This window comes from Megasphaera sp. DJF_B143 (assembly GCF_900320625.1).
Taxonomy (GTDB): Bacteria; Bacillota; Negativicutes; order Veillonellales; family Megasphaeraceae; genus Megasphaera; species Megasphaera hexanoica.
Genome location: NZ_ONTA01000137.1, coordinates 1 through 11779, shown reverse-complemented (window position 1 = coordinate 11779; position 11779 = coordinate 1). Strand labels below are relative to the sequence as shown.

Genomic DNA, 11779 nt, shown 5'->3' with positions numbered 1-11779 from the left:
GCCTTTTACTACTGCGATGATTACGGCTCTCACAGTAGTCATGAATCTGACTGCATTCATATTAAAGCCGAAACAAACACTTATTGTCATGCTCGTCTGGATTCTTCTGGGAAGCGCCGGCCTGCCCGTATTTGTCGGTGGTACGGCAGGATTCGGCAGACTGTTCGGTCCAACGGGTGGATTCATCATCGCCTTTGCTATTGCCTATCCCATTGTCAGTCTTTTAAAAGGCCGTAATAACTCCTTTGTCCGTTATTCTCTTGCAGCCATCACCGTAGGAATCCCTATTACCTATTTAGGTGGCGTCATTTCCATGATGCTGGTACTGCAGGTAACATTCTGGCAGGCTTGTGTTATGGCCGTATTCCCATTCATTCCCGGAGATATTGCCAAAGCTGTCCTGGCTGCGTTTTTAGGGGTTCGGATCAATAAGCTCTATCACGATTGACTATCCTTTTATATCAAAGACTGCGTATGATGAAAATTCATAGGCAGTCTTTTTTACATTGATACTTTGTTTCTGCTATGCTACCATTGTTATAGAACTACTCCGGAAAAGGAAGTGATTTATTGGATCTCTCTCTTATAACGGCCCATTTGATGCCAGCGTTTGTCATATTTCTGGCGGCCCTCATGCAGGCCATTACCGGTTTTGGCCTGGTTATTATTGCAGCCCCCTTATTAATGATTTTTTATGACCCCAAACTGACCGTACTCATCATGTTTGTCGTAGCCATGTGCACAAATATTGTGCAGCTTCCTTTTGTATTCCGGGAAGCCCGCACACGAGTTGTTGCCGTTATTATTATTGGATATATGCTTGCCCAGCCTCCGGGACTGCTCATTTATCATCATTTTTCCAGCATCCAGTTAAAAATTCTCGTAGGATCCGTCATTTTTATTTCTTTGCTGGCTATGCAGTTTTCACACTACCATTTCCGTCAGTGTCAGCGTAATGATATTCTGACAGGCTTTCTTTCCGGCCTTTCCGGAGTCACAACAGGGATGGCCGGTCCACCTCTGATTATGTATTTTGCCTATGCAGATTTTACGCCTCAGCAACTGCGCGGTACAAGTGTTCTCTTTTTCTTTGTGAGCGGGTTCATCTCTATATCCTTTTTCATCGCTAATGGCATCGATTTTACACCTGCCGTATATGAGTCGGTGTATATGATACCGGCACTGGTTCTGGGAATTCTACTGGGACAAAAACTCCTGAAACATGTATCGCCCCGATTATTCCGCCGTCTTATTTTTTGCATGCTTTATTTCGTCTGTCTGTATACATTTTACAGTGTCCTGGCCAGTTAATTCCTGACAGTATACCCATAAGGAAACAGCCCATACCCAGTTTATGCAGCTTGAACTGACCCCCAAAAGTTAGACCTAAAACTCTAACGAATGGGGGTCAGTTTTTTTTATGGCAAAGTACAGTTATGAATTTAAGATGAAAGTTGTATTAGAATTCTTGAATAAATCAGGTAGTTATGAATTTCTTGCCCAAAAATACAACATACCAAGTGCTACACGTATCAAAGTTTGGGTAGCTGCATATAGAAAACACGGCAAAAGTGCACGGAGACGCTCCAGGCAAAATAAAAATTACCCTTTCCCTTTTAAGCTCCAGGCAGTAAAATTGTACTTAAGTACAAATCTATCTTATCAGGATGCAGCCCTATCTCTCGGCATGACAGAACCTTCCCTCCTTGCTGCATGGGTAGGACGTTACCGTGCCGTCGGCGTAGATGGGTTGAAGCCACAACGGAAAGGAAGGCGTCAGAACGTGCCGAAACCATCAACAGGTAAAGAAAAGGAATACGTAGAGCAACTGGAGGCAGAAAATTTACGTCTTAGAATTGAAAATGCGTACCTAAAAGAATTGAGGAGACTGCGTCTTGCGGAAAAAGCGCAGAAAGAAAAGCAAGGATCGTCCACAGTCTCCGAGGATCATTCAAATTAACAGACATCCTTGCCGTCGTCCATCTCCCTAAAGCGACGTATATGTATTGGCAGAAGCGCTTTGACCGTCCTTCAAAAGATTCGGTACTAGAAGGAAAAATTCTGGCAATTCGAGCAAAGAATAAAGACTTTGGTTACCGGAGAATTTATGGAGAACTGCATACGCAAGGGGTTGCCGTCAACAAAAAACGGGTGCAGCGCATCGTACAGAAACTGAATCTGCAAGTGACATCTTTTACGCGTAAGAGCAGAAAGTACAGCTCGTACAAGGGAACAGTGGGAACAGTGGCACCCAACCGCTTGAATCGTCGCTTTGAAACGAGTATCCCACACCAGAAGATTACAACCGATACTACAGAGTTCAAGTATTATGAAAAAGATAATAAAGGAAATCTGGTTGTCAAAAAGGCATATCTCGATCCGTATCTTGATTTGTTCAACCGAGAAATTCTCTCATACAGCATCACCCAACGGCCTTCTGGAGCCGGCATCCAGAGGGCATTGAAGGAAGCGATTCGCATTACCGCAGACTGTCCTTTCCGTAGGACGTTCCATTCGGATCAGGGATGGGCGTACCAAATGAAAGACTATGTAAAAACGTTGAAGAAAGAACATATATTTCAAAGCATGTCACGAAAAGGCAACTGTCTGGATAATAGTGTGATGGAAAACTTCTTTGGACTTTTGAAGCAGGAAATGTACTACGGGCATGTCTATCATAGTTTTGAAGAACTGAAACAAGCAATCGAAGGATATATTACATATTACAATACTCAAAGAATCAAGCAGAAACTGGGATGGCTTAGTCCCATGGCTTACCGATTACAATATAACGTGGCATAAGAAAAGTGTAGCAGCAATATCGCTACTACACTTTGGTCTAACTTATTGGGGTCACTAGAGCTGGATATGGACTGTTTTTTATTTATTTACAATCTTGGCAATATTTTTTAATTCAATAGATAAAGTACCGTCGGGATTATTGATGAATTGTATATAGTCAGAATTATCAATATATTCCGATGGAAAAGTGATTTCTATTCCTGTATCTGTCTTTATTTTATGAGTTTTTCCAGTTTTCCGGGCAAAATCCTGTTGAACAGAAATATTATCGGGCAGTTGTGCTTCTTGTATTTTCTCTTCAAACTGACTTTGCATTTCTTTGTTATCTGAAAAGACAGCAGAACCCAATTCTTTTGGTGACAAGGAATCGGATGTTTCTGCATGATCTGCCAGGTAATTCTTTGCTTTAGATAATGCTTCAACACTGCTGCCGCCATGGTCTTCTGCTACTTCAGCAGCTATTTTATTGATTATTTTTACAGCATCTCTGCCAGATATCTGTGATGTACACTGTAAAAGCCGGTCGGGTAATATATAAATATCATCCCCATTGCATTTTCGCTTCTTATCTATAAAACGGATAGAAAAGTCATCAAACCGTATTAAGGCATAGGCTTCTATTTTCTGGCTGGTCCCCGGTAAAATAGCATAATGCTTAATAAGTTTATTGTACACATTTCCTTCCTCATCCAGTACCTGATGAGTGTATGCCGTTTTGTTTTCCAGCATCAGCACAGCCAGTGTCCGCACGCCATCATCGTCAGTAAAATCGACGACGAGAAGATCCGTCGACTCCATTTCATCACAATGAGACAGTATATCATACGTTTTTTTTGCAATAACTGCTGCCGCATCATCAAAGGTTATTTCTTCCATCTGAAGCTGCTGTAATACATGCTGGAATGAACTGGTAGCATAAAAAATACCTGTCTGCTGTCCGGCATCTTTCAGTAGTCGTTCAATCCGTTTATCTACATATTCGTACACGACATCGCTGGAAAAATCAAGGTCTTTCTGTGACAAAATACACATATTCGTGTTAAAGTCCAGAATATGCAGGATTGCTTTTTGTATCATCATAATGCATATTTCCTCCGCCTGTAAACAAATGTAATGTGCTTAAAGCTGATGCTGTCTATCTTAACAGTTCTTAAGGAAAAAGTCCATAACCGCAGTCATACACTTTCATCCGTCATGATTGCCAGTCATTCCAATCCTGTACTTTCCCTATATTCCTTCATCTAAACATCCATTATGTCAGACACATCTTTCCACAAACAACAACAGGAACCGCTTCGATGCGGTTCCTGTTGTTGTTTGTGGGAGATATCATATATTTGGGCTGATATATGAGCGGGCAATGTACATTGTTATAAATTACTGATAATCATAAAGAGTATTAACAGAATACCGGTCAGAGCAAGCACTTTTTGTGTCATCTGGATAGTCATAATAGAACGCTCCTTTCCCCTGTATCACAATACAATTTGTCCCATTCTCTATATTAAGACCGGCCTTTTATTTCCTCTTTTCAAGTATTATACTATCATTAAAAGATCTATCCGTAAAAGTGAAATATATGAACAATCGTATCGGAAATTCCGAACGCAAAAAGGAGGAACCGGAATGGAATTACGCCAGTTAAAAACGTTTACTGCCATCGCTCACCTGGGCAGTTTCTCAAAAGCAGCACGGAAAACAGGCTATGCCCAGTCTACGATTACCGGACAAATCCAGCAGCTTGAACAGGAACTGGGAACCCACCTTTTTGAAAGGCTTCCACACCACATTATATTGACAGATCAGGGACAAAAACTGCTCCCCTATGCCGAACAGATACTAGAACTCACCCAAACTGCCCGGGAAAGCATTGTCAACGAAACCAGCCTGAGCGGAACTGTCACTATTGGTACAATGGAATCTGTCGGCATTACGAGACTTACCAGCGTGCTAAAAGAGTTTCATATCCGCTACCCCCACGTCGATTTGCGCCTGCAGTTCGGTTCCTGGGACCTTCTTTATCAGGCACTTCGTGAAGGCCGTATTGATGTCGCCTTTCTTCTGGGACAGAATATACAGGATGCTTCCTGCACCGTCCGGATTTTATTTGATGAACCGATGTATCTTCTGGCTGCTCCACAGCACCCTTTTGCGTTACGAAATACGGTACAAATCAGCGACCTTTCCGGCCAGACACTAATTTTGGCAGAAAAAGGATGCAGTTACCGCACGGCTTTTGAAAACACTCTTGCCCAGTATCACGTTATGCCGGCTCAGGTACTGGAAGTAGAAAGTATATTTGCCATAAAAAAGCTCGTTGCCAGTAATTTAGGAATCACTTACATGCCTGCCATGGCCGTTCAGGATGAACTTCAGGCACAATCTCTCATACGCCTGCCCTGGGGCGGTCCGGATTATCATATCAAAACATTGATGATTCACAAAACAAACAAATGGATTTCTCCGGCGTTAAAGGCCTTTTTTGAATTGATTCAGGAGTACCTCGTCGATACGGACATGCGTATGTAATAACACATATGGTCCCTGCATCATGTTTTTATTTTACGTGTATCTGCTCTTTCCGTTAGCATCATTCGTATATATAGCCCTTTTTCTATCGGTTCTATACATTGTACCTCTATATGGCACAGTGGATGATTCATCGACAGATGATTCATAAAATATATGAGATTGTGAAAATACCCGTGTAATTCTATCCGATATCGCCCTAATGCATTGCTCTCCTCCTGAATAGATAAAAGCTGCATCTGTGTTTCCCTGGCAGTCGCTTCCCATAGCGAAACTTCACGGTCCGACAGAAATATATCTGTATTAATGGTTGGCATAGCAGACAAGCGCATACCATTTCCTTCCAGTGACTGTATGGCTCTATGCCATTCATCGCGTGTATGACATAACGTAAAACTGAACCATCCCGATAACAGAAGAATGACCCAGAGCACTCCGGTAACTATCTTCTTTATTTTCTGGTTATTCATCTTTTTGAGACACGGGTTTATCTTCATGATGTAATACAATATGCAGTTCTGCAGTATTTTCTCTTCCTTTCTTTTGCCATTTTCGTATATATGCTTTGGAAACCCACGGCGATTTCTGCAGTTTTTCTTTCCACTCCTGCAAAGCAGACTGTTGCCGGCTGGAAATTTCTATCTGCAAATTATCTCGTTCTGCCGCAATTTTTTTTACTGTTATGTCTGCCGGCTTAGTATCGGCCAGGCAAACCAGCATAGCCGGCCAATACGACTCTCCTTTATACTGCAATAGTTGTACTATTTCCTTTCTTTTTTTCATCTTTATATTGTGGGCCTGTATTTCCGACTGTACCGGTTGCAAAGACTGTTCGAATCTTTGTTTCATCGTCTGAATTTCATAAATATACAGAAAACTCATTATCCAGAAAGTCAGAATCCCGGCAATAGCAGAAAAAAGAAGGATTCTATACAAAACATCCTTCCTTCTGTCACCGGCTTTTTCCGATGCGGGCAATAAATTAATTTCAATTTTCATCTATATGTTTCCTAATAAGAACGGAGGCCCTTGAATATGCCATTTACGCTGAAATTGTTCCGTTTTTTTCTTCCATACCGGCTGGCACAAGTTTTGCGTAGCTGATTCCTTCACAGTCATATGAAACCACTCTGTACAATCAGCTGATTTGATAGCTCCTTGCTGAAATGCATAAGACACCACTATGCCATTCTTTATTTCCATGATATGCAGATCTTTATTCTCCTGCAGAAACAATGTACCGTCTGTACCGGCATATTGATTGCTGATAAGAGCGGGAAGCAGCATTATATTTTTAATAAGAAGTCCCGCATCATGGGCAGTCTTATAACATATTTCCACACTAAACCGGGAATAGGCCCCCAGAATCCACTGATACATATCCTGCCCATCTTTTTTACTTATGCGGCAGATATCAAAAGCGTAATCCGATTCTTTTCCAGCCAATGGTTCTGCCCAGAGAGCCGCTTCTCTTCCTTCTTCATTGTTTTCTGCCGGCAGTTCACAAATCTTCCATAAAACCTGAGGTCCGCTTAATACGAAAGATAAAGACCAGCCATAAAGGTCATATACGTCCAGGATACGTTGCAAAACAGATTGAAGAATATCTCTTTTTTCCAACCATTTCCTATCAGGAATGTCCGCATAAGTATCTCCCAGAACCATACGGCACCGCCTCAGCCAGTCATACTCTTTTTTGATAATATGTATTGCATACGGAGAAAGCCAGAACACAGCTTCCTTTCGTACCCATTTTCCCATATATCAGTACCTCTTATATCCTATAATCATAAAAAGTGAATGTCCATCTCTGACAGGAAGCATCATATATCGCATTAAAAGAAAGTGCCCGCGTCCGTTGTACACCATCCGGCCCGACACAGGCAATTCCACGCAATGTTCCTGTCACTTCTCCTTGTCCAGTCTGCTTCAGTGTGCGTACTACTTTTATTTTTCTACCCGGGCCTGATTTTTCAGCTAGTTCGGAAAACTCCTGCTCCCATTTTTCCGGGAGATCCGATTCTCCTTCACTCTCGCACTGTAACTTTCCCATAAGCAATGCACTCTCTGCCAGATATACGGCTTCGATGGAATATCTGTACATTTCTATTTGTTTTTCATATTGATGTGCCAATACAGCTGCAGCCAAAGAAAAACTGAAGATGATCAACCCTGTACACAGCGCAAAAAGCATAATAAAACCATTACGACGTTTCATGAGTAATTCCGGTTCCAGGATATATCCATAAATCACACCGCCAGGTACATCCTGCTTCATGTTTGAGATTCATCGCTGCGCGGACACATCCATCTTCCTGGGAAAAAAAGGGGCATCCCGGTTCCAACGGTTCCACGATAATCTTGTTCCGTCCTGTTTCTCCCGTTCCGGTTACAGGCTGGACAGTACCATCATCAAGACATTTATATATGACTCCCTGTCGTATTAAAAAGCCGCTGCGCAGGTTCTTGTCCGTAAGAAATCGTACAGACGAATCAGTCACGCGCAGAGAAGAAGCTGAAGCCAGTGATACGGTCAGCGTATCTTCCAGGTGTATTCCCTGCAAAGCCGTTTCCTGCCAGGAACAACTAAATTCATACATGCGGACAGACTGTACCGCTGCCGGAAGCATCGCCAGTACAATCAAGGCTGTTAAAGAGGACGCCAACACCATCTCCAGCAGTATAAATCCATTCTTCCTATGGCATATTCTCCCGTCCAAGACGCATGCAGTGAAAAGGTTTTTCTCCATCTGCCCGTACCTCCACATCGTATTTCACACATCCGGAATGCCACATGGACTTCGCACAATGTACGTAATATGGCTTTCCCCGTATCCAGTATGTCCTATCTTCCATTCCATTTCTTTTAATTTTCTGATATTCCATTTCATTTCTGGCTATGCTGGCTTCCTGCTGCCACGTACATGACCGGGCATATATACGCATCGTCTCCTGCATCATAAAAACGGATGGCACAATTAAGGTCACCACAAAGAAAACGGCAGCCATACTATCCAGCAGCAGGAAACCTCTGCTATACCATCCGGATGCGCCCGGTCTGGGCAGCAACAATGATTTTCTTTTCATGGCCTCCCCTTCCTTGTAATATAACTACCATCTGATTTCCTTTAGGCCTGCCCTGTTCATCAAAATAAAAATCTTTCCGGTATGATGAGCTGCGTAATTTTATGCCGTTCTCATAAGCCCGTCGTTTTACAATCCTGGTTCCTTCCAAAACAACATACTCCTTCTGTCGCACCGAAAGCCGCCAGGCCGGGTCACCGCTATTATTGCCCACAGCATGCTGACGAACCGAGGCCAGGTCCCATGCCATTTCCCGTATCAATCCATCGAGGTGCTGATTTTCTACATAATTCCCTGCTGGAACGGCCGATGCGCTGATAAGAATAAGTATGATCGACACAACCAGACATAATTCAAGTAACAAAAATCCACCATTTTGCTTCACATCAGTAACCCGGCCCATGCAATCCATTCTCCTGCAAAAAAGAAAGACAACCACCAACCACTTATGAGAAACGGGGCAAAGGGGATGACTTTTTCGCGATATACAATCCAATACATGACAGCACCAGCCAATGCCGTACCAAAAGCAACACAGAGAGTGCTGTACAACACCATACCTGAACTGCCCAGAGAAAGAGCTCCGATTAATTTAATATCTCCCCAGCCAATACTGCCAGGCAGGACGAAAGCCGCTATTCCTAACCCGGCCAGGCAGGCCAGACTGAGAATCCAGTCTGGCTGCACCAGCCGAAACAGGCAGGCGGCTCCATTGCCTGCTGCCATGACCAGAACAATCCTGTCGGGAATCCAATAATAACGTATATCCGTATAGACAATCAGCAATGAACAACCTGCCACGATGCCCAACCAGCAAATCACCGGGAAAGAACACAGATCAAGACTGTCTATCATCACTATCACCATGTCCCTTTTCCGTGTAATACGTTCTTATTACTCATTATTTGTACCTTCTGGATTTCTCGATGTATAGGTAACTCCATTAAGGGTGACCCGTACTACTCCATCGGCAATGCTGTACTTTTCAGCTCCTGTAGGCGGTTTCGGAACAAATTCAAGATATTCTTTTTCAGCCAGCGTCTCGACCGTATCAGGATACGCGCCTGTATCAAACTGATACACGGCAGCCGCATTGCTGATGGTTCTCAGGTCAGCCTGTATTTTCGCTTTATTGGCTTTATCGCCGGCTGAGCTGAATTTAGGAACAGCCATCGTTGCAATAACCAGTATAATAGAAACTACAATCAGCATCTCCAGAAGGGAAAAACCGTTGCGAACGGGATGCCACCATTTTTTTGCCATAGAATACATGATCAACACTCCTCTCAGTAACTCATATAATAGCCGCTGCCGCATCCAGGAGCGGTAGCAGTAAAGCCAAAACGACCAAACCAATCATCAGGCCCATAAAAGCCATAGTCAACGGTTCCAGTAACTGGCATATCCGCTGGGACCAGCGGGAAATCTGCCAGTCATAATATGAAGCAATCCGCGAAAATGCCGTATCATAATTACCCGTGCTCTCCCCTACAAGAATCATAGCTTCCAAAAAGGGAGTGGCTATGTTTTCATGCTGTATCGCTTCCAGAAACGAATGACCGGACCGCACCCAGCTGCTGCAGTATTCCATTTTCTTTTGGAACCAGATCTCGTTAGTGGCATTTGCAGCATCCTGTATAGCAGAAAGTACGGGAATGCCGCTGGCAAGCTGCATAGCCATGATCCGGCTGAAACGCTGCCAGCACCACGCCAGATACATCCGTCTCCACAGGGGAATCCGCATCATACAGGCCGTAATATACAATCGGGCCTGCCTTTTTTTATACCCATATACTCCGACTGCAGCCAGCAATAGAAATATGCCCAGTAAAGACAATCCATGATAGCAGCATAAATCCTTCATGCCAATAAGGCCTCTCGTCAAAACGGGTAATGGTACATTCATGGATGCAAACATGGTTGCAAAAACGGGCAGGATATAAAAAACAGCTCCTGCAAGGAGCAGGATAGTACCTGCAAGAAGAAATCCCGGATATATCATAGCTTGTATCAGCTGCTGTCTTTGACGATCTGCATCCTGATAATAATTTCCTAAAATAGATAAAACAGATTCCATATTTCCCGAATGCTCACCGGCCTTCAACAAGCAGCAGGTCATTTTTGGAAAAAGCCGGGATGATTCCAAAGCAACAGATGGTCTGGAGCCATTTTCTATGTCATCTCCTATCTTTATCAACGCATCTTTTTTCTTTCCTCGTGGTAATGGTCTTACCAGCAGGCGCCAGCTATCCAAAAAAGGGATACCCGCCTTAGTCATCTCTGCCAGTTCTTTAAAAAATGATCCCAGTTCCCGTGATTTCATCTTTCGGATACGCCACGGCAATGTTACATGTTGTTGCGGTATTTCTTCGATGTGAAGAACCTGCCACTGTCCTTGTTTCATCATCTTGTATACAGCATTCCTGGAGGGGGCATGTAAAAAGCGTGTCACAACACTGCCTGAAGAATGTCTGGCCGTCACCTTATAATGTATCTGTTTCATCATATTCTGCCCTGACAAGCCTGTTCCATTGTACGCATTCCCATAGCGGCTCCCATCTGCATAAGCGAGGGGAGCTGATGCTCCCGGCCAGTCCGGATTAGCTGGGATACGGCATGGGTCCGCAACAAAACTTCTCTCACTATACAGGCATCCTGCTGGCGGCATAATCGCTGCTGGGCCAGTATAGCCTGTAAAACCTGGGACAGGCGGTAGCGGATTTCCTCCTGCCGGCTTCCCGGATAGGCTCCGACAAAACGGGTTATCGCCTGAGCAGCAGACCGGGTATGGAGCGTAGAAAGCACAAGGTGGCCAGTCTCAGCCGCAGTCAGTGCGGCATCCATAGTCTCCTGATCACGCATTTCTCCAATAAGGATTACATCCGGATCCTGACGCAGCGCCTGACAGACAGCCTGGGAAAAACTGGTAAAATGACAGTGCAATTCCCGCTGGGTAATGAGAGAACCACCTTCTTCCAAAATGATTTCAATGGGATCTTCCAAAGTAATGATATGATATTTTTTATGGTCATTCAGATATTGGATCATCCGCCACAAGGCAGTCGTCTTACCACATCCTGTCGGCCCGCAGATCAGGATGAGTCCATCAGAACAGCAAGCCAGTCTTTGCAGTAATTTTTCATCTCCGTCCGCCGGCAGTGATGATAAAGGATATAATATGCGGATGTCTGCATAAAATCCCCCGTATGCCTGACAAAGCTGTATCCGGAGCCGCACCTTTTCGTCCCATTCGGCAGACAGGGAATCACCAGTCCTATTGTTCCAGCCCTGGGCCAACAGCCAGCACCGGAGTTCCTCTTTTGTAACAAACCAGTTCTGTAAAGAGGTAAGTTCCATCCCAATG

General features: G+C 43.9%; 14 protein-coding genes. 4 read left to right on the top strand and 10 right to left on the bottom strand.

The annotated features are described in order from the left end of the window. The 3 genes from DBO31_RS04100 to DBO31_RS04090 all read left to right on the top strand — a co-directional run. The coding region (locus DBO31_RS04100) for a biotin transporter BioY (RefSeq protein WP_200817455.1) at nucleotides 1-448 on the top strand (448 nt) is incomplete at its 5' end. A 122-nt stretch (nucleotides 449-570) separates the two neighbouring features. Beyond that, entirely contained in the window at nucleotides 571-1311 is a 741-nt protein-coding gene (locus DBO31_RS04095; protein ID WP_113854987.1) for a sulfite exporter TauE/SafE family protein, read from the top strand. Between the two features lie 109 nt (nucleotides 1312-1420). Beyond that, nucleotides 1421-2802, top strand: a protein-coding gene (locus tag DBO31_RS04090; protein WP_150824509.1) for an IS3 family transposase whose coding sequence is annotated in 2 segments (ribosomal slippage) — nucleotides 1421-1949 and nucleotides 1949-2802 — 1383 coding nt in all. Because the reading frame shifts where the segments join, the coding sequence is not laid out codon by codon here. A 78-nt stretch (nucleotides 2803-2880) separates the two neighbouring features. Here the strand turns inward: DBO31_RS04090 and DBO31_RS04085 are convergent. Further along, the gene (locus DBO31_RS04085) at nucleotides 2881-3882 is read right to left on the bottom strand and encodes a nucleoid-associated protein (protein WP_150824508.1); all 1002 of its coding nucleotides are present in this window, start codon (nucleotides 3880-3882) and stop codon (nucleotides 2881-2883) included. Nucleotides 3883-4428: 546 nt separating this feature from the next. Between DBO31_RS04085 and DBO31_RS04080 the strand changes: the two genes are divergently transcribed. Beyond that, complete coding sequence (locus tag DBO31_RS04080) at nucleotides 4429-5331, top strand: LysR family transcriptional regulator (protein WP_150824507.1); 903 nt, start codon at nucleotides 4429-4431, stop codon at nucleotides 5329-5331. A gap of 462 nt (nucleotides 5332-5793) precedes the next feature. Here DBO31_RS04080 and DBO31_RS04075 read toward each other — a convergent pair whose 3' ends face one another. The 9 genes from DBO31_RS04075 to DBO31_RS04035 form a co-directional block, all read right to left on the bottom strand. After that, entirely contained in the window at nucleotides 5794-6180 is a 387-nt protein-coding gene (locus DBO31_RS04075; protein ID WP_159897754.1) for a PilN domain-containing protein, read from the bottom strand. A 150-nt stretch (nucleotides 6181-6330) separates the two neighbouring features. Continuing rightward, entirely contained in the window at nucleotides 6331-7092 is a 762-nt protein-coding gene (locus DBO31_RS04070) for a hypothetical protein (protein WP_150824505.1), read from the bottom strand. A 13-nt stretch (nucleotides 7093-7105) separates the two neighbouring features. Continuing rightward, nucleotides 7106-7609 carry a hypothetical protein gene (locus tag DBO31_RS04065; protein ID WP_150824504.1) on the bottom strand — a complete coding sequence of 168 codons (504 nt, stop codon included), beginning with the start codon at nucleotides 7607-7609 and terminating at the stop codon, nucleotides 7106-7108. Continuing rightward, nucleotides 7536-7997 (bottom strand): hypothetical protein, encoded by a 462-nt coding sequence (locus DBO31_RS04060; RefSeq protein WP_150824503.1) that lies wholly within the window; start codon nucleotides 7995-7997, stop codon nucleotides 7536-7538. Before DBO31_RS04060 ends, DBO31_RS04065 begins: the two co-directional genes overlap by 74 nt. 368 nt (nucleotides 7998-8365) lie before the next feature. Continuing rightward, nucleotides 8366-8818 carry a Tfp pilus assembly protein FimT/FimU gene (locus tag DBO31_RS04055; protein WP_059076950.1) on the bottom strand — a complete coding sequence of 151 codons (453 nt, stop codon included), beginning with the start codon at nucleotides 8816-8818 and terminating at the stop codon, nucleotides 8366-8368. Next, nucleotides 8797-9270 (bottom strand): prepilin peptidase, encoded by a 474-nt coding sequence (locus DBO31_RS04050; protein WP_070807766.1) that lies wholly within the window; start codon nucleotides 9268-9270, stop codon nucleotides 8797-8799. The genes DBO31_RS04055 and DBO31_RS04050 overlap by 22 nt, the downstream gene beginning before the upstream one ends. 39 nt (nucleotides 9271-9309) lie before the next feature. Then, the gene (locus tag DBO31_RS04045) at nucleotides 9310-9687 is read right to left on the bottom strand and encodes a competence type IV pilus major pilin ComGC (protein ID WP_059076948.1); all 378 of its coding nucleotides are present in this window, start codon (nucleotides 9685-9687) and stop codon (nucleotides 9310-9312) included. Between the two features lie 22 nt (nucleotides 9688-9709). Beyond that, on the bottom strand, nucleotides 9710-10822 hold the full coding sequence (locus DBO31_RS04040) for a type II secretion system F family protein (RefSeq protein WP_159897752.1): 1113 nt from the start codon (nucleotides 10820-10822) through the stop codon (nucleotides 9710-9712). Nucleotides 10823-10917: 95 nt separating this feature from the next. Beyond that, nucleotides 10918-11779, bottom strand: an 862-nt coding sequence (locus DBO31_RS04035; RefSeq protein ID WP_150824502.1) for a type IV pilus twitching motility protein PilT, incomplete at its 5' end; no start/stop codon positions are given.

Bases quoted from the DNA above. Each gene is read 5' to 3' on its own strand.
- DBO31_RS04065 (WP_150824504.1), bottom strand. From the start codon at position 7,609: ATGAAGCAGGATGTACCTGGCGGTGTGATTTATGGATATATCCTGGAA.
- DBO31_RS04045 (WP_059076948.1), bottom strand. From the start codon at position 9,687: ATGTATTCTATGGCAAAAAAATGGTGGCATCCCGTTCGCAACGGTTTT.
- DBO31_RS04040 (WP_159897752.1), bottom strand. From the start codon at position 10,822: ATGATGAAACAAGGACAGTGGCAGGTTCTTCACATCGAAGAAATACCG.
- DBO31_RS04050 (WP_070807766.1), bottom strand. From the start codon at position 9,270: ATGATAGACAGTCTTGATCTGTGTTCTTTCCCGGTGATTTGCTGGTTG.
- DBO31_RS04055 (WP_059076950.1), bottom strand. From the start codon at position 8,818: ATGGGCCGGGTTACTGATGTGAAGCAAAATGGTGGATTTTTGTTACTT.
- DBO31_RS04085 (WP_150824508.1), bottom strand. From the start codon at position 3,882: ATGATGATACAAAAAGCAATCCTGCATATTCTGGACTTTAACACGAAT.
- DBO31_RS04075 (WP_159897754.1), bottom strand. From the start codon at position 6,180: ATGAAACAAAGATTCGAACAGTCTTTGCAACCGGTACAGTCGGAAATA.
- DBO31_RS04070 (WP_150824505.1), bottom strand. From the start codon at position 7,092: ATGGGAAAATGGGTACGAAAGGAAGCTGTGTTCTGGCTTTCTCCGTAT.
- DBO31_RS04080 (WP_150824507.1), top strand. From the start codon at position 4,429: ATGGAATTACGCCAGTTAAAAACGTTTACTGCCATCGCTCACCTGGGC.